A 23,312-nucleotide genomic window follows, 5' to 3' on the forward strand; every position below is an offset into this window, starting at 1 on the left:
ATCATCAAAATTTATTCTGAATAATATGCTCAAATAGTATATTTCGATATAAAATGTCAAAATCCCTTTTTATTTTTAGAAAAATTTTTATATTCAATTTTATCAAAGGTTGTTTAATGATGAATAAACTTGTCGATAATGGGTATGGAGTGAAAGGATGGTAAGAATGAAATGGCTTGTAATTGGAATGATAATTCTTCTACTTTTTATTTTGCTTATACTATTATCGAAAATATCGCTTAAGGTGACGTTTTTATATTCAGAAATGGAAAAACAATGTTTATTTCAAGTGAAAATATGGATGATTCGATATACGTTTGATGTATTGGAAAGAATTGAAAAACAACAGAAAAAAACGGGGCAGAAAATCGAAAAAGCTGAGAAAGATGGCGGAATAGATAATAAAATTATGGCACAACTTGATAGCATTGGAGAACTGATAAAAAAGCTTCAAGAAGTTCATACTATTGTTAAAGATTTTCTCAAACGAGTGAAAATCAATAGTTGGAAGTGGCATTCACAAATTGGAGCAGGCGATGCGGCTAGTACTGGAATTGTCACTGGGTATGCATGGGGGACAAAAGGAATGGCTGCTGGAGTTGTAGGACAATATATGCATATTGTCGACGTACCAGAATTTGAAATTACCCCTGTTTTTCAAGGGAAAGGATTTGCATCAAGGTGTGAGTTAACAGCATCTTTTCGTATATTTCGTGCTATAAAAACGGGTATCAAATTACTCACGTTTATGAGAAGACAAAGATCTGGTACGAACGAAAAATCAGTTCAATCATAGGGGGGATATAAAGTGGACCATCCAATTCAAGGTTTAATGACAACCGCAATGCAGCATTTAAAACAAATGACTGATGTAAATACAATTGTTGGTGACCCAATTAAAGCGGCAGATGGAAGTGTAATTCTTACAGTTTCGAAAGTCAGTTTTGGATTTGCTGCTGGTGGAAGTGAATTTGGTAAAGTAGAACATTCAGGCCGTCATCCATTTGGCGGGGGAAGTGGTGGAGGAGTTTCTATTAATCCTGTTGCCTTTCTTGTTATAAATGGAGAAGGTGTGAAAGTATTACACTTAGATAAGCAAACACACGTCATCGATAAAATAATTGAATTAGCGCCACAAGCTGTTGATAAAGTGAAAGAAATGATGGATAAACGAAAAGAAGATGATCCTGAATTTCAAATTTAACGAATAAAGAAGCTGATCAATGGATTAGCTTCTTTATTTTTTTGTAAATAAAGCGATTTTATTTGCATTATTGATAGGGACAAACTATCATTTACATTGTACATATTTTGTTTAAAATAAGGGAGGATTTTTAAGTGGCAAATGTAACTTTTAAAGGTAACCCAATGACTTTAGTTGGAACAGAAGTTAAAGTTGGCGATCAAGCGCCTAACTTCCAAGTATTAGCAAATGACTTATCTCCAGTAAGTTTAGAGACATACAAAGGTGAAGTGAAATTAATTAGTGTTGTACCTTCAATTGACACAGGTGTGTGTGATGCACAAACTCGTCGTTTTAACGAAGATGCAGCAGGTATTGAAAACGCGAAAGTATTAACAATTAGCGCTGATTTACCATTCGCTCAAAAACGCTGGTGTGCAGCAAACGGTTTAGAAAATGTTGTAACACTTTCTGATCACCGTGACCTTTCATTCGGTGAAGCTTATGGCTTAGTAATGAAAGAACTTCGTTTACTTGCTCGTGCAGTATTCGTAGTAGATAGCAATGACAAAGTAGTTTACGCAGAATACGTAGGCGAAGGTACAAGCCATCCAAACTATGAAGCAGCATTAGAAGCAGCTAAATCTGCGAAGTAATGTAAATGAAGACGACCTCTCATTAAAGTTTTACTTTAGAAGAGGTCGTCTTTTCTCATGTATTGTTAACTGAACCAATATATGAGAAAAGACGTTACATCATAAACAACTTGAAGGGGAGCTCTTTGCAAGAGGTCGCTTTTTCTTTTGGGAAAAATTTAGATTATGGTATGATATAAGTTATGTGTAAAAGAGAGAAGGAGGAATGTACGTGAGTCAGGCAGTAGAAACATTATTTTCTATTTTTGATTCTTCTACGGTAGTTTTACGTAAAGAATTAGATGTAACATATTTAGAGGCGCTTGTAGAAACAGGTGATAACTTGTTTGAAGGAGCGATTTTACAAGAGGAATTATCCGAATCAACAATTGAACGGTTGAATCGTGAATATAGTACGTTTAATGAAGAAACATATAAAGGGGAAGAAATTCGTAAAGCATTTCAGCTAGCCATTTTAAAAGGAATGAAAGAGGGCGTACAAGCGAATCACGAAATGACGCCAGATGCAGTTGGAATGTTCATGAGCTACTTATTCCATAAGTTTATGCAAGGTCAAAAAGAAATTACTGTTTTAGACCCTGCAATTGGAACTGGTAACTTAATGACTACATTGTTTAATAGCGCCAAAGAAGAACTAACAATGAGTGGATTTGGTGTAGAAGTGGATGAGGTGTTAATTAAACTTGCTTTAGTAAATGCAAATTTACAAAAGCATGCAATCGAATTCTTCCACCAAGATGGACTAGCACCACTTTATATTGATCCAGTTGATGCAGTCGTTTCAGATTTACCAATTGGTTATTATCCAAATGAAATTGTTGCAAGTGAATATACATTAAAAGCAAATGAAGGAATGTCATATGCACATCACTTATTTATTGAACAAAGTGTGAAACATACGAAAGAAGGCGGGTATTTATTCTTCTTAGTACCAAACTTCATTTTTGAAAGTGATCAAGCGCCAAAGCTACATGCATTCATTAAAGAGACATGTTTTATTCAAGGATTATTACAGCTTCCTGTTTCCATGTTTAAAAACGAGAAAAATGCAAAAAGTATATTTGTTCTCCAAAAGAAAGGCCAAGGTGTAACAATGCCGAAACAGGCACTACTAGTGGAATTACCTAAATTCTCTAACATGAAGGCTATGGAGAACATTATGGATCAATTGAATACTTGGTTTGCAACACATAAATAATACGATATATATGTAACAGGGTTAGTAATTAATGTAGTACAGTTTTATAGGATATGTAATGTTTTTTAATATATACAAGATTTAACTGAATTTTTTTGAAATCTGTAATATATTTTTTTTCTTGGTGTTACAATTTTTTCACTTGAAATATATGTCGGACGATGTTTAAATTAAAATCGTGAGTATAAAATTTACTAATGATGAAACGTTTTCATCATTAGCGAATTTAATTAGATAAAATCGAGCGGTTTGTGGAATGATCCACACAACTACCAAGAGAAAAAGGGGCGAAAGACTAGATGTCAAAAATCATCGCGATTAACGCAGGAAGCTCTTCGTTAAAGTTCCAATTATTTGAAATGCCAAGTGAAACAGTATTAACAAAAGGTTTAGTAGAACGTATCGGTTTAGAAGATAGTATCTTCACAATTACTGTAAATGGCGAAAAACAAAAAGAAATTACAAACATCCCAGATCATGCAGTAGCAGTTAACATGCTTCTTAAGAAATTAACTGAAAACGGAATCGTAAAATCTCTTGATGAGATTGGCGGTATCGGTCACCGTGTTGTACACGGCGGCGAAAAATTTGCTGATTCTGTTTTAATTGATGCTGAAGTATTAGCTGATATCGAAGAATTAAGCGATTTAGCACCACTTCACAACCCAGCAAACCTTGTTGGTATTAAAGCATTCCAAGAAGTACTACCAAACGTACCAGCAGTAGCAGTATTCGATACAGCATTCCACCAAACAATGCCGGAATCTGCATTCCTATACAGCTTACCATATGAGTACTATGAGAAATTTGGCATCCGTAAATACGGTTTCCACGGAACTTCTCATAAATATGTAACTGAGCGTGCGGCTGAATTATTAGGTCGTCCAATTGAAAGCTTAAGCCTACTTTCTTGTCACTTAGGTAACGGTGCAAGTATCGCAGCAGTAGAAGGCGGTAAGTCTATCGATACTTCTATGGGCTTCACTCCACTTGCTGGTGTAACAATGGGTACACGTTCTGGTAACATTGACCCTGCGTTAATTCCATACATCATGGAAAAAACAGGCCAAACTGTAGAAGAAGTAGTTAGCGTATTAAACAAGAAGAGTGGTATGTTAGGTCTTACTGGTTACTCTAGTGACCTACGTGACATCATTGCGAAAGAAGAAGAAGGCGACCACCGTGCGAAAGTAGCACTTGATGTATTCGTAAGCCGTATCCACAAATACATCGGTTCTTACACTGCTCGTATGAAAGGTGTAGACGCAATCATCTTCACAGCTGGTGTAGGTGAAAACAGTGCAATTATTCGTGAGCGCGTATTAGAAGGCCTTGAGTACATGGGCGTATACTTCGACGTAAAACGTAATAATGTATTCGGTGAAGAAGCATTCATCAGCTTCCCGCACTCTCCAGTAAAAATTATCGTAATTCCAACTGACGAAGAAGTTATGATCGCTCGTGACGTACTACGTCTTGGAGATATTGGTTAATATACTATATGAAAAGAAAGACGAGATCCTATAGGATTTCGTCTTTTTTCTTTTGGATATATTTCGAAATTCCATCCGGATATAGTAATTTTTCCTTCTGAATGAAAGCTGTAATGGGAATCCATTTCGCATACGATACGGTTTGCTCATCTTGTATATTCATTTTTTCCATTTCATATAGTGACATGTCTAATAAGCGTAAAGAATATAGCTGAATGATTTCATGACCAATTTCTCCATCTAGATGAAAGATGTTTTCTAAGCAGCCTAAATAATTGGTGATTTCCACTTCTGTGTGAAGCTCTTCTTGAAATTCGCGAATAACAGTATGTGCTGATTTTTCACCAAGTTCAATTGATCCGCCAAGAGGTCGGTAATATGTTTCATCGCCTGTATGATATTCTTGTACAAGAAGGCGACCGTGATGTATAGCAATGCCAAAAGCTTTTGCACGTGGATACATATATAATCACTCCTTATTTATTTTGTATAAGGATGATTATAAGGCAGGGTGTGATAAAAGGTGACGTGTATTTAAGCGTTTGGCCGAATTGTGATGCCATTAAATAAGTCATTCCAAAATGCTTCATTGTACTGGTATATATCCATCACTGGGCATTTTATAACACAAATATTTTGTAATCCCCAATCTTCTTGGGCGATAGTTGGTACATCTTCAGGAATGAGTAATAGGACAGAGAATGTATGTTTAACTATTTGAGATAAAATTTGTTCCAAGGAACGTGCTTCTTCGTATGTTCCTCCCGTTCGAATAAACAATGTGGATTCTGCCGTTTCGATTGTAGTTAGAAAACGATTAATTCGATGCTCATAGTTTAACTTAATTTCTGTATAAGAAGGCCAGGATGTTGGTGTGTTTACATCGGTTTTAAAATCATGGCAGGAGTCGATTTCATAAAGATTGTCTCTTAGTCGTAACTTAGCATCATCATCCCAAAATGAGATGAAAGACAAATTTTCTAATCCTAAAAAACGGTCAAATCGATTTTGTAATAATAAATTCACTTTTTCTAATGAAGGGCTTAGCATAAAATCGATAACACCAAAAAATGGTGATAATTCGAATTGATATAAAGCCCAAGCAGGCCAGCAGTTTTGTCCTAAGCTGAATACTGCATTATAATTTTGTTTTATATTGGATAAATTCATGTGAGGCATCTTATCCTTTTTGCTAATATTTTATGTCATTAAAAAATGGTATGTGAATAAAGATAGACAAGCATATTTGCAAAGAACAAGCGGAAATATGTTACAATAGGAAAAAATCGAACGAGGTGGTTGTTGTGATGCGATCGAAGCGAGAACAAGCCATTTTAGACAATATAAAAGAGTGGGAAGGGCAATTAGTAGAGCAAGAAGCGACCGATTTTCAAAAGATGTTTGATAAGTGGTTGCATACTACAGTTGCAAAACTACCTGAGAAAAAACGAAAAGACTTTTTTACAAAAGCAGATGGATGGCTCTTTCATTTGCATGCACTTATTCAAAGTTCACAATCACAGTTAGATGCACGTAATCGTATTTTAGGAACATCGAGATTATTTGATGAATCAATTGAGCAACTTGAAGATTTGAAGGCGTTATCTATTGATCAATTAACATACATAGCAGAGCAGCAAACAGCACGTCATCGTCTATATTCATTCGTACAAGGTGGAGCAACTGGTGCTGGTGGTTTATTATTATTAACGGCTGATTTTCCGGTTATGATTGCGTTAAATGTGAAGGCTGTCCAACTTGTTGCGACATCATTTGGGCATGATGTGAACAAGCCGTATGAAATGATGCTTGCGTTAAAGGTATTCCATGCAGCATTATTGCCGGCGAGACTTCAGCAATATGCATGGTACAATTTACTGAGAGAACTCGAACAAGAGGATTCATTCTTCTATGAAGGAGACGAAGCAGTATTAAAGCCAGCTTCTACTGAGGTTGTGTTAAAACAAATTTTGAAGACATTTTCGATTTATGCTCTCCGTCGTAAAGTATTCCAAGGCATTCCTGTACTTGGAATGGCAATTGGCTCTACAGTGAACTACCGCTTAACGAGGAATGTTACTGAATTTGCAAATAAGTTTTATCAAGTACGCTACATATTAGAAAAAGAAAAGAGAGCATGAAAAAAGCGAGAGGCCGAAGCCTTTCGCTTTTTAGTTTGTCGCATGTTTTTTGGATATTGGAATAGAAACGGGTTGCTTTGCTGCTTTCTTTTCTGTTTTTGGATAGTAAATTAAATCCAATGTTTTTGCCTGTACGGCAATCGAAAGAATAGTAAAAGCAATTTCTGTCCAATTTAAATAATATAATGAAAGCGCAAGAACAATCGCGTCAAAGACGAAGAAAATTTGCCCAATTGTAAACCGAGTTCGTTTACTTAATATAATTGTTAAAATATCGTCTCCACCGGTTGCACCGCCAAATCGCAATATAAAACCGAGTCCAATACCAGCTAACGCACCGCCAACTACTGCAGCTACAAATAAATTATTTGATAAATCTACCGTAAAAGGAGAATAATTTTCCATAAGGGAATAAAATACTCCGAATGAAAGTGAACCTAAGAATGAATAGCCAACCATTTTTCTACCTAAAAATGAAGCACATAGTAAAATAATAGGGATATCCATTACTACAGTTGAAATAGATGGTGAAATATCATAAAAATTTTGGATGAATAGTGCAATACCTACAAAGCCACCTTCTGTTAAGTGGTTTTGGAAGTGAATGTGATATAGCGCTGCTGCTAATATAAATGAACCGATTAAAACCATAAAAACTTCTTTAATAATTTGTCGACTTTGGATGTTCCTCATCGTTATTCCTTCTTTCCGTAGTTAGTAGTCCTTTGGTGTTGTAAACTAACTACGAGCTCACATGTAGCTTTCAGTTAGTTTACGAAAAAAACTAACTACGCTATATGTCGCTGAAGAAATAACGAATAATCCTCTCGTCCATCAATTCTCCCTACCTTCGTTTTAGTTTAAGTCTTAAAGCGACTAAACAAAACGGGGAGTAGGATTCTTCATTTAGCAATCCTGCTCTTCTTTGTTTTGTTTAGCTAGTAACAATTAAGTCCTAAACAAAACGCTATGTGTAAGAAGAGTCTTTTTTTTGCCAAATTATCCTTCGGGCAATCATAATTTCCCCACTCTCGTATTTTTTTCGCTAGACTAAAGTATCTGAGCTGAAAAATACGCTACGTGTATGATTCGTCAATACGATGCCACATGCTCCTTCGAGCGATCATGATATCAAAATCCCTTCCTTCAAGATTTATATTATTATATCATACTTTCAAAAAATACATGCGGATGGAAACCGACAATAACCGGAGAGAATCTACAAAAGATGTTATGTTTAAATATTTTTGTAGAAAAGCCTAAGTTATTTCGTAGAACTGGACAACTTTTAGAAGTTTGTCCAATAAGTAAGAAAAGAAGGGTTTTTATTCAATTGTATTATTCTCATCACTTTTATCTTTAAAAAATGCATCCCAGCTAATGATACTTAAAAAAGTTAAAGCGATAATAATGAAAGCTCGCATAAGTTTGAGACCTCCTTTTGTACATAGTATATGAATAATTTGTTTCGGAATGTGTCATTTTTTTACAAGCTCTAACTATTATGAGAGTATATTAATATAGATAGATGAGGGGGAGAATGGAGATATGCTAAAAGACATGTTTAAAAGAAAAGAATTAAAATGTGTTTCATGTCAGAAAAAGATTCAATATGAAGAAGAGCTAGTTGCTTTTGTAAAGTTGCCAAAAGAAAGAAGTATATTAGTTGGTCCGTTTGATGTGTGTTTGGCGAAAACAGCACAAGAAATATATTGTAAATCGTGTTACGACAAAAAAGCATGACCCGAATTAATTGAGGGGCATGCTTTTTTCATTGGTGTGCTTTTCCCTCAGATACGTTTTGGGTTAGACGATACCAAAGCCAAAGATCGTTAATAATTGAAGCAAGATCGGCAATTTCTGAATTTAGCCTGCAAGAAATTTCGAAGTCTTCTTCGTTATTTAAGTGGTGTTGTTTAGCGTTAATATGGTGCTCAAGTTCCTTTATGCGATCAGGTATTTTTCCGCGAACTTGCTCCCATTTTAATAAAATAGAATGCTGCGCTTGTTCAGAGATGTCTTCCCATTTTTTTTGTATGTTCGGTACTTCAATTCCTAGATGTTCATTGTATATAAAATACTTTTTCATAGACACCCCTCCATTTTCCTTCCTCTATTTTACATAAAAAAAGAAAGAAGTTCGACGAAATTGTTTGAAAAAATTTTATAAATTCCCCTTGATTCATTTTATGAAAGGTGATAAAGTTTGGATTATTATAAGAAAAGATGAATATTTATTCTTTAGGGGGATGCAAAATGGAGAAGAAAAAAGTTGTATTAGCATATTCCGGAGGTCTTGATACTTCCGTTGCAATTAAATGGTTACAAGAGAAGAATTATGATATTATCGCGCTTTGCTTAGATCTAGGGGAAGGTAAAGACTTAGCGTTTGTAAAAGAAAAAGCACTTTCAGTAGGTGCAATTAAATCATATATGATTGATGTTCAAGAAGAATATGCGAATGAATATGCATTGATAGCGATGCAAGCTCACACGTTATACGAAGGGAAATATCCTCTTGTCTCTGCATTATCTCGTCCGCTTATTGCAAAAAAATTAGTAGAAATTGCAGAGCAGGAAGGTGCAAGTGCAGTTGCGCATGGATGTACAGGAAAAGGGAATGACCAAGTTCGTTTTGAAGTTTCTATTCAAGCGTTGAATCCATATTTAGAAGTTATTGCGCCTGTACGTGAATGGAAATGGTCACGTGAAGAAGAAATTGCATATGCAAAAGAAAACGATATACCGATTCCAATTAATTTAGATAGCCCGTTTTCAATCGATCAAAACTTATGGGGACGTAGCAACGAATGTGGAATTTTAGAAGATCCATGGGCAGCGCCGCCAGAAGAAGCATACGAGATGACATTAGCATTAGAAGATACACCGAATAAACCAGAGTTTGTAGAAATCGGATTTGAAGCAGGAGTACCGACGACTTTAAACGGCACTGCATATTCACTTTCAGAACTAATTAAAACGTTAAATGCACTTGCTGGCAAACATGGCGTGGGACGTATCGACCATGTAGAAAATCGCCTTGTCGGTATTAAATCTCGTGAAGTATATGAATGCCCAGCAGCAATGACATTAATAACAGCGCATAAAGAACTTGAAGATTTAACACTTGTGAAAGAGGTTGCTCATTTCAAACCGATGATTGAGCAAAAACTAACAGAATTAATTTATAACGGTTTATGGTTCTCACCTTTAAAACAAGCACTCAATGCTTTCTTACAAGAAACGCAAAAAAATGTAACAGGTACAGTGCGTGTGAAATTATTTAAAGGTCATGCGATTGTAGAAGGGCGTAAATCTGAGTACTCTTTATACGATGAAAAATTAGCAACGTATACTGCCCAGGATGAATTTAATCATGATGCAGCAGTTGGATTCATTTCATTATTCGGTTTACCTACGAAAGTATACAGCCAAGTGAATCAAAAGAAGGTGGAAGCGTGAGCAAACTTTGGGGCGGACGTTTTACAGAAGAAGCGGAAGCGTGGGTTGAAGAGTTTGGAGCATCCATCTCCTTTGATCAACAATTAGTAAATCAAGATATAAAAGGGAGTATCGCACACGTAACGATGTTAGCAAAGCAAGGCATTGTTACGAAAGAAGAAGCAGAGAAAATAAAGATTGGGCTTCAATATTTACTAGAGGAAGCGAAACAAAATAAATTGAATTTCTCAGTCGAGGCTGAGGACATTCATTTAAATATTGAAAAGATGTTAATTGAAAGAATCGGTGAAGTAGGAGGGAAACTTCATACAGGCCGAAGCCGTAACGATCAAGTAGCGACAGATATGCATTTGTATTTAAAAGAAAAAGTAGAAGATATTATAAAAGCTACAAAACAATTGCAAACTGTTCTTGTTCATCAAGCGGAAAATAACATCGAAACAATTATGCCCGGCTATACGCACTTGCAACGTGCACAGCCGATTTCATTTGCGCATCATATTCTTGCTTATTTTTGGATGTTAGAGCGCGATGTGAATCGTTATGAAGATTCGTTAAAGCGTATTAACATTTCACCATTAGGAGCAGGAGCACTAGCTGGTACAACATTCCCGATTGACCGAGAATATAGTGCGGAGCTTCTTGGATTTAATGGAATCTATGAAAATAGTTTAGATGCGGTAAGTGATCGTGATTTCATACTGGAGTTTTTAAGTAACTCATCTATGCTTATGATGCACTTATCACGCTTTTGCGAAGAACTTATTTTATGGAGTAGTCAAGAATTTCAATTTATTGAAATGAGCGATCAATACGCAACAGGAAGCAGTATTATGCCGCAGAAGAAAAATCCGGATATGGCGGAACTTATTCGTGGTAAAACTGGCAGAGTATACGGTAATTTATTCAGTTTACTTACAGTAATGAAAGGATTGCCGCTCGCTTACAATAAAGACTTACAAGAAGATAAAGAAGGAATGTTTGATACAGTGAAAACAGTAGAAGGATGCCTTCATATTATGGCAGGCATGCTTGAAACGATGACGGTAAACAAAGAAAAAATGGGGCAAGCTGTGACGCAAGACTTCTCTAACGCAACAGAAATTGCCGACTATTTAGCAAGCAAGGGACTGCCGTTCCGTCAAGCTCATGAAATTGTCGGGAAACTAGTTCTTCATTGTACGCAAAAAGGAATCTATTTATTAGATGTACCACTTGAAACGTATAAAGAAATGAGTCCGTTATTTGAAGAAGATTTATATGAAGTTCTTTCACCTTATGCAGCTGTAAAGCGTCGTAACAGTGCTGGCGGGACAGGATTTGAGCAGATTGAAAAGGCTTTGGAGAAGGCGAAGGGGTTAGCAATAGAGTTTGTTGGAAGTTAAATGATATATGATATAGAAGGTAAGGTGCTTTTTTAGAAAGTACCTTACCTTTTTGTATGGATTTAATTAGGCCTAGAACAATATGTTCTAGGCCTAAAGCTTCATTGATTAATCATACTTGTGTCGATCTTCCGTAATCCGAATGTATTCAATATCCATTAAATCTCGAAGCAATGCACCGTGACTTAGTTCAACACCATGTTTTTCTTTAAAATGCTCGCGAATCGTATTTAACATTTCGAGTTCTGTACCGTTCACATCTAAAATAATACGTTCATAATCATCCATGTAGCATCCTCCTTTTCTAAACACATATATTTTGTCCGTCTATTTCTAAAAAATGTATGTTAATGTAATGTTAGGAAATAAGAAAGGAATGGAAAATGAGACGTATTTATTTTGTAGGGTTAATTTTGTATACGCTAATTGTATTACACGCTGCATTCCCAAAAATATTTTCATTTGAGAATGTGGAAACAATACATATAGCAATATTTATCTTTACTTTATTTGTAGTAGATTGCTGTATTTCTGTATGGCTTTCTAGAAAAAAGAAAGTACAAGAAGTAAAAGATAAAAAAGAAATAGAACGGAAAAAGAGAAAACGTTCATTTTGGATGACAACGTATTGTTTTTCTTTAGTGATTGCTGCTGCATTTTTTAGTGAGCATATTCCACTAGAAAGATTGGATATTGAATTTTGGGCAATTGTATTTGCATGTTATTTTTTTATGCATTTTCTTCCTTATATGAAAGAAAGGCGAGGAGTAGAGGAAGATCCGATTGAAGAAGAAGTGAGAGAACAAGAGAGTAAGAGAATAGAAGAAGACATAAAGAAACTTGGCGAACAAAAGTGGTATTTAAAATCAAAAATTATATATGTTCTTTGCTTCATTACGCCGCCAATCGGTTATGTGTATGTTTTCTTACTTCGTAAAAAAATGACAGAAGATGCAAAGCAAACGTACTTAACTGTTGCGACGATAATGATGGCGCTATGGTCTTTGAAATTCCTTCCGCCGTATGTGTTGGCAGTTGCAGTTGTTGTTGTGGCTTGTCTCGTATTTATAGTGAAGTATGTGAAATGAAAAACACCAAGCCTATGTGGACTTGGTGTTTTATTTATAAATTAAAGATCACCTTGCTCCTCATCACCACGAACAACAAGGACATCGCATTTCGCATAGCGAATAATATGTTCAGAGACGCTACCAATTAGGAAACGTTCTACAGCATTTAAACCAGTTGCACCACACATAATTAAATCCACTTTATGGTTTGGAGCGATTTCTTTTGAAATTTTAGATTTAGGATTACCAAATTCTAATACAGTTTCCACTTTTTCAAGACCAGCTTCAAGCGCAGTTTTTTTGTAGTCTTCTAATAAGTCTTCTGCAAATAGATTTGCACGTTCAGCAATTGCGCGGCTATAAGCCTCTACTGCTGAGTATGCTTTTACATCAACGATATGAGCAATTGTTAATGTTGCGTTGTTTCGTTTTGCAACTTGAATTGCTTTTTTAAAGGCTTTTTCTGCTTCTTTAGAACCGTCCACCGCAATTAAAATATTTGTATATGTATTATTCATAGTAAATTCCTCCCAATCATTTTTATTACCGTTTACAACTTTATTATAAAACAAATTTTGGTAATGTGCTTGTCGGAAACGTTACAGAATTTTGAAAACTTTGCCTTAATTCATTTTAGTTGTAATTGAAGCTAGAACTTGTTACATATGGAGTATAGCAATTTAAAAGGAGGCATGTTTGTGAGACACGCGCTCATTACAGCCGGTACGAAAGGTTTAGGAAAGCAAGTAACAGAAAAGTTATTGGATAAAGGATATTCCGTAACAGTAACATATCATAGCGATACAAGTGCTATGGAAACAATGAAAGAAACATATAAAAATATGGAAGAACGTCTACAGTTCGTGCAAGCTGATGTCACGAAAAAGGAAGATTTACATAAAATAGTAGAAGAAGCGATGAGCCGTTTTGGCAAAATTGACTTCTTAATTAATAATGCTGGTCCTTACGTATTTGAAAGGAAAAAATTAGTCGATTACGAAGAAGACGAATGGAATGAAATGATCCAGGGTAATTTAACAGCGGTGTTTCATTTATTAAAACTTGTCGTACCGATTATGAGAAACCAGCAATTTGGTCGTATTATTAACTATGGATTTCAAGGGGCAGATAGCGCGCCTGGATGGATTTATCGTTCAGCCTTTGCAGCTGCGAAAGTCGGACTTGTTTCTTTAACGAAAACAGTCGCATACGAAGAAGCTGAATACGGTATTACTGCGAATATGGTATGTCCTGGTGATATAATTGGTGAAATGAAAGAGGCAACGATTGAAGAAGCACGAAATCTGAAAGGTAGTAACACACCAATTGGTAGATCTGGAACAGGGGAAGATATCGCAAGAACCATTTCGTTTTTATGTGAGGACGATTCTGATATGATTACTGGCACGATTATTGAAGTAACAGGCGCTGTTGATGTTATTCATAGACATCGATAGAATTAAATAAAGTGAAGTTTCGAATAATTGGACAGTTTATCCTTTATACTGAGAGGTACGGATAATACTGTCCTTTCATGTAAGATTAAATCTATCGGAAAACTTGTATTAATTTTTTGTCAAATATTGAGATATTATGTTAGAATATAAGAGTATAGAAAGCGCTTTAAAAAATGATTCAGGGGTCATTTCATAACTCAAGGGGGAACTAATAATGCGTATCGGTATTCCAACAGAAATTAAAAACAATGAAAACCGCGTGGCAATGACGCCAGCGGGAGCTGTACATTTAGTACAAAATGGTCATGAAGTTTTTGTTCAAAAAGGATCAGGTGTAGGATCAGGCTTTACAGATGAAGAATACGTACAAGCTGGTGCGAAACTTGTTGAAACTGCTGAAGAAGCATGGAATCAAGATATGGTTATGAAGGTAAAAGAGCCAGTTGAAAGTGAATACGGTTATTTCCGCGAAGGTTTAATTTTATTCACATACTTACACTTAGCTCCAGAGCCAGAATTAACGAAAGCATTAATTGATAACAAAGTGGTATCAATTGCATACGAAACAGTACAATTAGACAATCGTTCTTTACCATTACTTGCACCTATGAGTGAAGTAGCTGGTCGTATGTCTGCGCAAATCGGTGCACAGTTCCTTGAGAAAAACAAAGGTGGTAAAGGTATTTTACTTGCAGGTGTTCCAGGGGTGAAACGCGGTAAAGTAACAATTATCGGCGGTGGTCAAGCTGGTACAAACGCAGCGAAAATTGCAGTAGGTTTAGGTGCAGATGTAACAATCATCGACTTAAGTGCAGAACGTCTTCGTCAATTAGATGACATTTTCGGAAACCAAGTGAAAACGTTAATGTCTAACCCGTATAACATTGCAGAAGCTGTAAGAGAATCTGACCTTGTAATCGGTGCAGTATTAATCCCAGGTGCAAAAGCGCCAAAACTTGTAACAGAAGAAATGATTCAATCAATGGAACCAGGTTCTGTTGTTGTAGATATCGCGATTGACCAAGGTGGTATTTTCGAAACAACTGACCGTATTACAACTCACGACAACCCAACTTACGAAAAATATGGTGTTGTTCATTATGCAGTTGCAAATATGCCAGGTGCGGTTCCACGTACATCAACGCTTGCATTAACAAACGTAACAGTACCATATGCAGTACAAATTGCTAACAAAGGCTATAAAGACGCTTGCTTAGGCAACTCTGCATTATTAAAAGGTATTAACACATTAGATGGCTATGTAACATTCGAAGCAGTTGCGGAAGCTCACGGCTTACAATACGCTGATGCGAAAGAGCTTCTTGAAAAAGCTCCTGCTTTATCATAATAGAAATAAAATAAGGACCTTTCCTTTGTAGGAAGGGTCTTTTTGTTTAAATTAATTATCTAATTTCTTCACAATTTTCAAGCCGAACATCATTGTAAAGAAAAGAATGCCGAACAAGTAATACAAGGCATACTCAACTCGTATCATCGAATTTTTGTCAGTGATATATAAAATAAATAGTATTGCAGAACCGATTAAATGAGATAGGCCGAAAATTTGTGCCATAAGTTTTAAACTCATCTTCTCGATTCTTTCATCCATTTCAGGTAATGGATATTTCTCGGAATCGTTCTTTTTTTTCTTAAAGAATATTCGTTTCACTACGAATAGTATTAAGGCTAAGAGTATGTATACGCCAGCGAATAGAAGGACAGAACTAATCTTTTCTTCATCATTATTATCGAAATAAAGAAAAGTTGAACCTAACAATAAAATGGTAAGATGCGAAATGAACTCTTGATTAAAAGTATTTTTCATTCTTTTTCCTCCCCAGTTTTATCTAATTGAAATAAATCTTCTACTTTACAGTTGAAAAACTCACATAATTTCAATGCTAATTCTAAACTTGGGTTGTATTTATTCTTCTCGATAGCGATGAGGGATTGTCTAGTGATTTGAACAGAGGAAGCTAATTGCTCTTGGGTGATGTCTCTAACGACGCGGAATTGTTTTACTTTATTTTGTATCAAATATACAAAGTCTCCTTTTTGTAAATTTGTTACAGTTATTATATCCATTTTTAGGTAATAAGTAAATAAAACTTTACAAAAAGTAAACAAAACTTTACGTGAAATATTGCTTGTTATGATGTTGTTTTTTGTGATAATTTGGAATTAAATGAAAAATGAAAGTCGATAGAGGAGATTCAATGGGGAGCAAAAAGAGTAAGAAAAAGCAAGCTAAAAGACAAAAGTATATAAAGAAAAAACAGGAACAGAACATACCTCTTTCAAAAAAAGTAGTCATTATGATAGAAAAAACATTTCGGTATATTTGTATGTTCTTGTATGTGATTTTTTGCGTGTTTTTATGTGGGATGGTTAAAAATTTTGGGATAACCCCTAATGTTATTGAAGGTATTTTTGGCGTTACACTTGTTATGGTAGAAGGATTCTTATTCTTTATATTATTTGATAAAGTGTGGCCTAGTCATGAAAGTAAAAAAGATAGAAAAAGAAGAAAAAAATCTTCATCCGATTCAAGCTCATCAAGCGGATTTGGTGATTACAGTAGCAACGATTGTAGCAGCTCAAGTGACGGTGGAGGAGATTGCGGAGGTGGTGGAGACTAAGTTAGTTTTTCAGAAGAACGACTAATGAAAGGGTGGGACGAAAGATGGAAACTGTAAATTTATTAGAATTAACAAAGGACATTCAAGAACAACATAAAAACTTCGTCGTTTCAAATGTAAATAATCATTGCTTACGAATCGCCGTATTTACTGGTGAATATGATTGGCACTATCACTCTAATTCGGATGAATTATTTATTGTGCTAGAGGGAGAACTACTTATCGATTTTGAAGATGGAGAGACGGCGGTTTTAAAGCCAAATGATTCTATCTTAATTCCAGCATGCACGATCCATAGAACGAGAGCATTCAAGAGAACGGTAAATCTTTGTTTTGAAAATATAGAGGCTGATACGATTAAAGTGGAGCAATTATGAAAAAAATATCTGTAGCCCAGTATAGAAAAATCCTTTCGATTTTAGAAGGTCATACAAGGACAACAACCTTTGCTCATGCGGTATGTGATCAAATGATAGATGGTGAAGTTTTTGCAAACGAGAAATTAACAGCAGGACTAATTCGTACAGCTAATGGTATCTATTATTTATTTGGTGATACGGATGATCAAAATTATAACGAATATTTATTTGCGTATTTAAAAATGGCTATTGAAAAAACAGAGAAACGATTTACACTGTTCACTTCGAGTGAAGAGTGGGAAATGATGATTGAAGAGTACTTTAGTAATGCATTTCGGAACATCCCACGAATGACATTTCAATTTCAAAGAGAAGTTTTTGAAGATAGAAGAATAGAATTAAACAAAAATACATATGAAATTAAACGTATTGATAAAAGTGATATAGAACGAAGTAATGAATTTACAGAGGATTATTACAAAGAATATTGGGGATCAAAAGAAGTGTTTTTAAATAACGGCTTTGGTTTTTGTATAGAACAAGATGGGATGATTGTAGCCGAATGCGTCTCAATATTTAGAGGGAATGGTTTTGCTGAAATTGATATTGCAACACATGAAGCACATCAAGGGAAAGGGTTAGCTCAAGCTGTCGCAACACGTTTCATTGAACAGTGTATACAAAATCATATTACACCATGCTGGGATTGTAATGTAGATAATATTCCCTCGCAAAAATTAGCTAGTAAATTAAGCTTCCATAATCCAGTAGAATATGTTTTGTTTGTCCGCAAGAAAATGGGGGAATAAAAGATGAACGTAGAATTAACAAGATTCAAAGTCAAGCCAGGTAAAAGTCATCGCGTAGATGAATGGATGCAGCTTCTTAATGATAATATGAAAGAAGTGCTTTTGACATTAAACGACGAAAAGATGTATGTAGAGACAATTTTCCGGGAAATAAGAGATGGAGAAGAGTACTTATATTGGTATTCTGTGCAAGGAGAAGGCGGGGCTCTTGTCGAAAATTCTCATCATGAAATTGATAAAAAACATTTAGAGTTTTGGTATGAATGTATTGATGAAGAAGCACCGTCTGTTGATATGGAAACAGAAGTTGTTATGATTCAAGATGTTGTGAAGGAAGTAATGAAATAATAGAATAGTATGTTGGAGAGAAGCGCATCAAAATAGATGTGCTTTTTATTTTGAAAAACGATTTAACAATAAACTCAAAAGAGTTTCTGTACCAAATGAAGTCTTTAGCAAAAAAATAGTGAAGGTATACCAAGTGATTATTTTGAACAATATTATAAAGAAATAAAAAACACGAAACCAAAAGACCTACCAATATACGGTGTAGTCGTAACAGGGAAAACAGAGGATTTACAAGATTTACAAGGAGCGCCATATATTAAAGCGGCTGTTAGAGGTGTAACAGTGGAGAAATATTAATTACAGTTAATTAATGTGAATAATCAGAAAATTTATGTTATAATATGGGAAAAGGAGGTTTATATGAGGCAAATACATGGAGCAATTTATATTTACATAACAATGTTTTTCGTGGCGATATCCTATGGATTAGGGCACGTGTATTCGCATCCTATACTAACTTTCTTAAGCGGAGCATGTATGGCGTTTGCGCTTCTTGTCCACCTTTTCTCAGTTTGGATCGTGAAATTTCAAATTAATATTAGTGAAATAGAAGAAGGCACTTTTTAAAGGGCCTTCTTTAATAAAAAGGTAGCGATCACGCTACCTTTTTTATTATTTCACAAATTGTAATTCTTTCGGGAATTTCGTTAAGATTTCTGATCCGTCTTTTGTGATGTAAATATCATCTTCAATACGAACGCCGCCTACGTTTGGTACGTAAATACCTGGCTCGATTGTGAAGACCATACCTTCTTTTAATAGAGACTCATTGCCTTCTTTTACATCTGGATATTCGTGTACGCTAATTCCAAGTCCGTGACCAAGTCGGTGTGGGAAGAAGTCTCCATAACCTGCATCTGCGATAACAGAGCGAGCGGCGTTGTCAATTGCACCAAATGTAACGCCTGGTTTACATGCTTCAACTGCTTGTAGTTGTCCAGCAAGTACAGTGTTGTAAATGCGAGTTTGTTCTTCAGAAATATCACCAAATGCTACTGTACGCGTAATATCAGAGCAATAACCTTCAATGATTACACCTAAATCAAATAGTACGAAATCGCCGCGTTTCATTTTGTTTGCACCTGGAATACCGTGTGGAAGAGCAGAGTTTGAGCCTGCTAATACCATCGTATCGAATGACATTTTATGGATGCCTTTTGTTTTTAATTCATGCTCAATAATTGCTAATACTTCTAGCTCACTACGATTTTCTTTAATTGCATTTACACCAACTTCAACAGCATAATCTGCCATTTTAGCCGCTTCACGCAAAATAGAAAGTTCTTTTTCGTCTTTAATTAAGCGAAGTTCGCGAACTTTCTCTTCAGCTGATTTGAAAGCTGCATTTGGGAATAACTTTGTTAATTCTTCGTAACGTTCTACGTTTAAATGTTCTTTTTCAATTGCAACTGCATTTGCATCAATACCACGATCTTTAATTGCTTTTGCAATCATATCCCATGGTCTGTCCGTATCAGTAAATCCGATAATCTCATGTGCCCAGCCAGCGTTACGTGCTTGGCCTTCTTCCATTTTAGGACAAATTAAAATAGGCTCTTTTTCTTGGAATACAAACATACCAAGTAGTCTTTCATGTGGTTCACAGTGGAAGTTTGTCATGTAGAAGACGTTCGGTGTAGAAGTTAAGAACGCAGCTTCTACGTTTTTTTCTTTTAGCCATTGCATTAAATTTTCTAATCTAGCATTCATCGATTGGCACCCCCGAGATATTTAATTACAAATATAACTTTACATCGGAGGAAAGCGTTATGACAAGTAAATCGATGTTAGAAAAGACAGGGAATTGAGAAATCATGTAGAATAAAAAGTGAGAATGTGAATAGGGAGGAATGTAATGATGAAAGTATCGTATCACGGGCATTCAGTTGTAAAGATTGAAACGAATGGAAAAGTTATTTTAATTGACCCATTTTTAACGGGAAATCCGAAAACAGATTTAAAGGCTGAAGATGTAAAAGTTGATGCGATTATTTTATCGCACGGACACGGTGATCATGTTGGGGATACAGTAGCGTTAGCAAAGAACAATAATGCGGTCGTTGTGGCACCGTTTGAATTAGCGACATTTTTAGGGTGGCAAGGTGTAAATACACATCCAATGCATATTGGTGGTTCACATGAATTTGACTTTGGAAAGGTGAAATTTACTCAAGCATTCCACGGCTCTAGTTATATTGATGAAGAAAATAAGACGATTACATATACAGGTATGCCAGCTGGTATTTTGTTTACAGCAGAGGAGAAAACGGTATATCATGCAGGAGATACTGCTTTATTCTCTGATATGAAGTTAATTGGAGAACTGAATAATATTGATGTAGCATTTTTACCAATTGGCGATAATTTCACAATGGGGCCAGAAGATGCTGTGTTAGCAGCAAAATGGATAGAGGCGAAAACAGTTGTACCGATGCATTACAATACGTTCCCAGTTATTGAACAAGATCCATATCAATTTGTAGAAAAGCTACAAAATTGTACAGGGAAAGTATTAGAAGCTGGAGAAAGTATTACACTATAAAAAAGAAACCCTTCATTTGAAATGACAAGTGAAGGGTTTTTTATGTGTGTAGTACAGTTTTTAAAGTTTGCGCTTGTTTTGGTGATTCTTTTCTTTTTGGAAGTGGCTGTTCGGGTGTTTCATTCAACTCCATTGCAACTTTTTTCCCATCTACGAAAGCTAAAAATACAGCACCTACAACCTCTAAAAATTTTTTCATCATGTATTCGCTCCTTTGTTTCATTTCTTGTCTTAATTGTATATTGAAGCGTCTGGACAAACTATCGAACGAGATGACAACAGCATTACATTGTTGTAATAGAATGACTGGTGGAATGTAAGGGGTATTTTGTTATAAAAAAAATGGTACAGGCATATAAAGAGAGAGTGTAACAGTTTTGAAAATATAGTATACTGAAAATACAACACATGAAGAATTTAGGGAAAAGAAAGTATGGTGAAACCATTTGGCTACCAAACATAATCAAATTTTAGAACATATTAATAGCCTGCCGGTAGGGCATAAAATTTCTGTGAGGCAAATTGCGAAAGATTTGAGTGTAAGTGAAGGGACAGCTTACCGTGCAATTAAAGACGCAGAAAATAAAGGATATGTTAGTACAATTGAACGTGTCGGAACAATTCGAATTGAACAAAAGAAGAAAGAGAATATCGAAAAACTGACATATGCAGAAGTCGTTAACATTGTCGATGGTCAAGTACTTGGAGGCAGAGAAGGACTACATAAAACATTAAATAAATTCGTAATCGGGGCTATGAAATTAGAAGCGATGATGCGCTATACAGAAGCAGGGAATTTACTTATCATCGGTAACCGTACGAACGCACATCAATTAGCACTAGAAGCTGGGGCAGCAGTGTTAATTACGGGCGGATTTGATACGGAAGATCATGTGAAGAAATTAGCAGATGAATTAAAACTTCCAATTATTTCAAGTAGTTATGATACATTTACGGTCGCAACGTTAATTAACCGTGCAATTTATGATCAACTTATCAAGAAAGAAATTGTACTCGTTGAAGATATTTTAACGCCGATTGAAGAAACGTTATATTTAAAGCCAAATGATACAGTACAGCAATGGCATGCGTATAATGAAGAAACGATGCATGGACGTTATCCAATTGTTGATGAAAATAAAAAGGTGTTAGGTATTGTAACTTCAAAAGATATGATTGGTGTCGTGAAAGAAACACCAATTGATAAAGTGATGACAAAGCATCCAATTACGGTAAACGGAAAAATGTCTGTCGCAGCTGCAGCACGTATGATGGTGTGGGAAGGTATTGAGTTACTTCCTGTTGTGGAAGAAGGGAATAAATTGCAAGGGATCATTAGTCGCCAAGATGTACTTCAGGCGTTGCAAATGATTCAACGTCAACCGCAAGTTGGGGAAACAATTGATGATATTGTAACGAACCAATTTATGACGCCGAAAGAAGCGAAAAATGAGCATTTGTATCAATTTTCAGTGACGCCACAAATGACGAATTCAATCGGGACGTTATCTTACGGTGTATTCACAACAATTGTGACAGAAGCAACAAACCGTGTCATTCGTGCGCAGAAGAAGAGCGATTTAATTGTTGAAAACTTAACCATTTATTTCGTTAAGCCAGTTCAAATTGATAATGTTGTATCAGTTCATCCGAAAGTATTAGAAATTGGGCGTAAATTTGGTAAGATTGATGTAGAAGTGCATCATGAAGGTAATGTTGTCGGGAAAGCATTACTTATGGTGCAATTGATCGATAAATAAAAAGATGGAACAAATCGTCTTGGTTTGTTCCATCTTTTTTGTTTTATTGGGTTTGGAAGCTGTTGCTAAAGATGTGGAAGAGTTTTAGCGGGAAATATATATAAGGAGAGATGATTGTATAATTAGAAAAAACAGAATATTTATTTGTTTAGAGTGTATACTATGATATAATTAGATTGTAAGATAATGGATGTCGGAAGGGGGATGCAATATGTCATCAGAATTACTCTTTTTTGGTGGTATCGCACTCTTTTATTTCTTTGTGATGATACCAATTCAATACTTATACTTACAAGGATTAAATGAAAAAAAGAAACGAACAGGATTATCTCAGCAAGAACTATACAAACAGATGTCTTTTGGAGAAGAACAATTACATTTTCACGTGCAAGGTAATCCCTTTAATATACCATCTGCGTTTGTTGCATATATGATTTTGAAAGTGAAGGGACGTAAAAAAGCATCACAATGTTGATGCTTTTTTACGTTGTTTTATAAGATTCGGCTTCTTTGACTGCTAATGGTAGAAAGTGTTTATATTGGCGGAATCCATTAAATGTACTCGCGCTGCCAAGTAAAATAAACAAAACACCAACGATAATGCGTGCAGTTGAAAGTTCTAAAAAGAATTGGTTTATCCCAAAGAATAGGACGAATAAGCCGAGTGCCATTGCGGATTTTCCTGAGAGCCAACCTTTCTCCATTGGACGGTTTGTACGAAAGAACTTTGTTTTGTAGAAGAGGTACAACACAAATGAGATGATAATACAAAAGACGAATATTGGCATAATACACGCTCCCATCGATTGG

The 23,312-nt window shown here is 35.5% G+C and carries 31 protein-coding genes and 1 pseudogene; 21 read left to right on the plus strand and 11 right to left on the minus strand.

Annotated features, from left to right (window positions below; translation table 11 throughout):
• Positions 1-157 precede the first annotated feature (157 nt).
• The 5 genes from AC0IXC_RS08605 (at position 158) to ackA (ending at position 4,530) form a co-directional block, all read left to right on the plus strand.
• The gene (locus AC0IXC_RS08605) at positions 158-796 is read left to right on the plus strand and encodes a DUF2953 domain-containing protein (RefSeq protein WP_016106347.1); all 639 of its coding nucleotides are present in this window, start codon (positions 158-160) and stop codon (positions 794-796) included.
• A 12-nt stretch (positions 797-808) separates the two neighbouring features.
• Positions 809-1,204 (plus strand): GerW family sporulation protein, encoded by a 396-nt coding sequence (ytfJ, locus tag AC0IXC_RS08610; RefSeq protein WP_000350005.1) that lies wholly within the window; start codon positions 809-811, stop codon positions 1,202-1,204.
• A gap of 134 nt (positions 1,205-1,338) precedes the next feature.
• Positions 1,339-1,839, plus strand: coding sequence for a thiol peroxidase (tpx, locus tag AC0IXC_RS08615; protein ID WP_002015549.1), 501 nt, complete (start codon positions 1,339-1,341; stop codon positions 1,837-1,839).
• A 211-nt stretch (positions 1,840-2,050) separates the two neighbouring features.
• Positions 2,051-3,037, plus strand: coding sequence for a class I SAM-dependent methyltransferase (locus tag AC0IXC_RS08620; protein ID WP_002015548.1), 987 nt, complete (start codon positions 2,051-2,053; stop codon positions 3,035-3,037).
• A 299-nt stretch (positions 3,038-3,336) separates the two neighbouring features.
• Positions 3,337-4,530 (plus strand): acetate kinase, encoded by a 1,194-nt coding sequence (gene ackA, locus AC0IXC_RS08625; protein ID WP_002015546.1) that lies wholly within the window; start codon positions 3,337-3,339, stop codon positions 4,528-4,530.
• Between the two features lie 28 nt (positions 4,531-4,558).
• Here the strand turns inward: ackA and AC0IXC_RS08630 are convergent, their stop codons facing one another.
• Complete coding sequence (locus tag AC0IXC_RS08630; RefSeq protein ID WP_215590245.1) at positions 4,559-4,993, minus strand: NUDIX hydrolase; 435 nt, start codon at positions 4,991-4,993, stop codon at positions 4,559-4,561.
• Positions 4,994-5,064: 71 nt separating this feature from the next.
• Entirely contained in the window at positions 5,065-5,700 is a 636-nt protein-coding gene (locus tag AC0IXC_RS08635; RefSeq protein WP_215590244.1) for a DUF1796 family putative cysteine peptidase, read from the minus strand.
• Positions 5,701-5,837: 137 nt separating this feature from the next.
• Here AC0IXC_RS08635 and AC0IXC_RS08640 point away from each other — a divergent pair, with 137 nt between their 5' ends.
• Complete coding sequence (locus tag AC0IXC_RS08640) at positions 5,838-6,671, plus strand: EcsC family protein (RefSeq protein ID WP_016102963.1); 834 nt, start codon at positions 5,838-5,840, stop codon at positions 6,669-6,671.
• A gap of 30 nt (positions 6,672-6,701) precedes the next feature.
• Here AC0IXC_RS08640 and AC0IXC_RS08645 read toward each other — a convergent pair whose 3' ends face one another.
• A complete protein-coding gene (locus AC0IXC_RS08645; RefSeq protein WP_002015542.1) occupies positions 6,702-7,364 on the minus strand; it encodes a YitT family protein in 663 nt (220 codons plus the stop codon).
• A gap of 855 nt (positions 7,365-8,219) precedes the next feature.
• Here AC0IXC_RS08645 and AC0IXC_RS08650 point away from each other — a divergent pair.
• A complete protein-coding gene (locus tag AC0IXC_RS08650) occupies positions 8,220-8,414 on the plus strand; it encodes a hypothetical protein (protein ID WP_002067549.1) in 195 nt (64 codons plus the stop codon).
• 28 nt (positions 8,415-8,442) lie between these two features.
• Here the strand turns inward: AC0IXC_RS08650 and AC0IXC_RS08655 are convergent, their stop codons facing one another.
• A complete protein-coding gene (locus AC0IXC_RS08655; protein ID WP_002034320.1) occupies positions 8,443-8,760 on the minus strand; it encodes a hypothetical protein in 318 nt (105 codons plus the stop codon).
• A 167-nt stretch (positions 8,761-8,927) separates the two neighbouring features.
• Between AC0IXC_RS08655 and AC0IXC_RS08660 the strand changes: the two genes are divergently transcribed.
• Both AC0IXC_RS08660 and argH read left to right on the plus strand, forming a co-directional pair.
• Entirely contained in the window at positions 8,928-10,133 is a 1,206-nt protein-coding gene (locus AC0IXC_RS08660; RefSeq protein WP_002129394.1) for an argininosuccinate synthase, read from the plus strand.
• Positions 10,130-11,518, plus strand: a complete 1,389-nt coding sequence (gene argH, locus AC0IXC_RS08665; protein WP_002143374.1) for an argininosuccinate lyase — start codon at positions 10,130-10,132, stop codon at positions 11,516-11,518. The genes AC0IXC_RS08660 and argH overlap by 4 nt, the downstream gene beginning before the upstream one ends.
• A gap of 108 nt (positions 11,519-11,626) precedes the next feature.
• Here argH and AC0IXC_RS08670 read toward each other — a convergent pair whose 3' ends face one another.
• Positions 11,627-11,806, minus strand: coding sequence for a hypothetical protein (locus tag AC0IXC_RS08670; RefSeq protein ID WP_002034316.1), 180 nt, complete (start codon positions 11,804-11,806; stop codon positions 11,627-11,629).
• A gap of 95 nt (positions 11,807-11,901) precedes the next feature.
• Here AC0IXC_RS08670 and AC0IXC_RS08675 point away from each other — a divergent pair, with 95 nt between their 5' ends.
• On the plus strand, positions 11,902-12,606 hold the full coding sequence (locus AC0IXC_RS08675) for a hypothetical protein (RefSeq protein WP_326997478.1): 705 nt from the start codon (positions 11,902-11,904) through the stop codon (positions 12,604-12,606).
• Positions 12,607-12,647: 41 nt separating this feature from the next.
• Here the strand turns inward: AC0IXC_RS08675 and AC0IXC_RS08680 are convergent, their stop codons facing one another.
• Positions 12,648-13,106, minus strand: a complete 459-nt coding sequence (locus tag AC0IXC_RS08680) for a universal stress protein (RefSeq protein WP_001066676.1) — start codon at positions 13,104-13,106, stop codon at positions 12,648-12,650.
• 147 nt (positions 13,107-13,253) lie between these two features.
• Between AC0IXC_RS08680 and AC0IXC_RS08685 the strand changes: the two genes are divergently transcribed.
• Together AC0IXC_RS08685 and ald are read left to right on the plus strand one after the other, a co-directional pair.
• Positions 13,254-14,045 carry an SDR family oxidoreductase gene (locus tag AC0IXC_RS08685; RefSeq protein WP_002015530.1) on the plus strand — a complete coding sequence of 264 codons (792 nt, stop codon included), beginning with the start codon at positions 13,254-13,256 and terminating at the stop codon, positions 14,043-14,045.
• 214 nt (positions 14,046-14,259) lie between these two features.
• On the plus strand, positions 14,260-15,393 hold the full coding sequence (ald, locus tag AC0IXC_RS08690; RefSeq protein ID WP_088034037.1) for an alanine dehydrogenase: 1,134 nt from the start codon (positions 14,260-14,262) through the stop codon (positions 15,391-15,393).
• Positions 15,394-15,444: 51 nt separating this feature from the next.
• On the opposite strand, the gene AC0IXC_RS08695 is transcribed toward ald, so the two are convergent.
• Together AC0IXC_RS08695 and AC0IXC_RS08700 are read right to left on the minus strand one after the other, a co-directional pair.
• Positions 15,445-15,870, minus strand: coding sequence for a hypothetical protein (locus AC0IXC_RS08695; RefSeq protein ID WP_002138610.1), 426 nt, complete (start codon positions 15,868-15,870; stop codon positions 15,445-15,447).
• Positions 15,867-16,130: a helix-turn-helix transcriptional regulator gene (locus AC0IXC_RS08700; protein ID WP_133059863.1), complete on the minus strand. Its 264-nt coding sequence runs from the start codon at positions 16,128-16,130 to the stop codon at positions 15,867-15,869. The genes AC0IXC_RS08695 and AC0IXC_RS08700 overlap by 4 nt, the downstream gene beginning before the upstream one ends.
• A gap of 131 nt (positions 16,131-16,261) precedes the next feature.
• Between AC0IXC_RS08700 and AC0IXC_RS08705 the strand changes: the two genes are divergently transcribed.
• The 6 genes and pseudogenes from AC0IXC_RS08705 (at position 16,262) to AC0IXC_RS08730 (ending at position 18,767) form a co-directional block, all read left to right on the plus strand.
• Complete coding sequence (locus AC0IXC_RS08705; RefSeq protein WP_107887375.1) at positions 16,262-16,684, plus strand: hypothetical protein; 423 nt, start codon at positions 16,262-16,264, stop codon at positions 16,682-16,684.
• A 44-nt stretch (positions 16,685-16,728) separates the two neighbouring features.
• Positions 16,729-17,061: a cupin domain-containing protein gene (locus AC0IXC_RS08710; RefSeq protein ID WP_002129379.1), complete on the plus strand. Its 333-nt coding sequence runs from the start codon at positions 16,729-16,731 to the stop codon at positions 17,059-17,061.
• Positions 17,058-17,852 carry a GNAT family N-acetyltransferase gene (locus AC0IXC_RS08715; RefSeq protein WP_471652830.1) on the plus strand — a complete coding sequence of 265 codons (795 nt, stop codon included), beginning with the start codon at positions 17,058-17,060 and terminating at the stop codon, positions 17,850-17,852. The genes AC0IXC_RS08710 and AC0IXC_RS08715 overlap by 4 nt, the downstream gene beginning before the upstream one ends.
• Before the next feature lie 3 nt (positions 17,853-17,855).
• The gene (locus AC0IXC_RS08720; RefSeq protein WP_002167581.1) at positions 17,856-18,200 is read left to right on the plus strand and encodes a DUF6176 family protein; all 345 of its coding nucleotides are present in this window, start codon (positions 17,856-17,858) and stop codon (positions 18,198-18,200) included.
• 50 nt (positions 18,201-18,250) lie between these two features.
• A pseudogene (locus AC0IXC_RS08725) lies at positions 18,251-18,497 on the plus strand (anti sigma factor C-terminal domain-containing protein); the annotation flags it as partial.
• Positions 18,498-18,560: 63 nt separating this feature from the next.
• Complete coding sequence (locus AC0IXC_RS08730) at positions 18,561-18,767, plus strand: hypothetical protein (RefSeq protein WP_002088956.1); 207 nt, start codon at positions 18,561-18,563, stop codon at positions 18,765-18,767.
• A gap of 45 nt (positions 18,768-18,812) precedes the next feature.
• Here the strand turns inward: AC0IXC_RS08730 and pepQ are convergent, their stop codons facing one another.
• The gene (gene pepQ, locus AC0IXC_RS08735; protein WP_002143359.1) at positions 18,813-19,910 is read right to left on the minus strand and encodes a Xaa-Pro dipeptidase; all 1,098 of its coding nucleotides are present in this window, start codon (positions 19,908-19,910) and stop codon (positions 18,813-18,815) included.
• 148 nt (positions 19,911-20,058) lie between these two features.
• Between pepQ and AC0IXC_RS08740 the strand changes: the two genes are divergently transcribed.
• The gene (locus AC0IXC_RS08740; protein WP_193662813.1) at positions 20,059-20,742 is read left to right on the plus strand and encodes a metal-dependent hydrolase; all 684 of its coding nucleotides are present in this window, start codon (positions 20,059-20,061) and stop codon (positions 20,740-20,742) included.
• Positions 20,743-20,782: 40 nt separating this feature from the next.
• On the opposite strand, the gene AC0IXC_RS08745 is transcribed toward AC0IXC_RS08740, so the two are convergent.
• Positions 20,783-20,944 carry a hypothetical protein gene (locus AC0IXC_RS08745; RefSeq protein ID WP_100248390.1) on the minus strand — a complete coding sequence of 54 codons (162 nt, stop codon included), beginning with the start codon at positions 20,942-20,944 and terminating at the stop codon, positions 20,783-20,785.
• 244 nt (positions 20,945-21,188) lie between these two features.
• On the opposite strand from AC0IXC_RS08745, the gene AC0IXC_RS08750 reads away from it, so the two are divergent.
• Together AC0IXC_RS08750 and AC0IXC_RS08755 are read left to right on the plus strand one after the other, a co-directional pair.
• Positions 21,189-22,502 carry a CBS domain-containing protein gene (locus AC0IXC_RS08750; RefSeq protein ID WP_002088951.1) on the plus strand — a complete coding sequence of 438 codons (1,314 nt, stop codon included), beginning with the start codon at positions 21,189-21,191 and terminating at the stop codon, positions 22,500-22,502.
• Positions 22,503-22,713: 211 nt separating this feature from the next.
• A complete protein-coding gene (locus AC0IXC_RS08755; RefSeq protein ID WP_098635284.1) occupies positions 22,714-22,977 on the plus strand; it encodes a DUF3949 domain-containing protein in 264 nt (87 codons plus the stop codon).
• A gap of 7 nt (positions 22,978-22,984) precedes the next feature.
• Here the strand turns inward: AC0IXC_RS08755 and AC0IXC_RS08760 are convergent, their stop codons facing one another.
• Positions 22,985-23,290, minus strand: coding sequence for a YtpI family protein (locus AC0IXC_RS08760; protein WP_002138595.1), 306 nt, complete (start codon positions 23,288-23,290; stop codon positions 22,985-22,987).
• Positions 23,291-23,312 lie beyond the last annotated feature (22 nt).

Source organism: Bacillus sp. AC266, assembly GCF_979253805.1.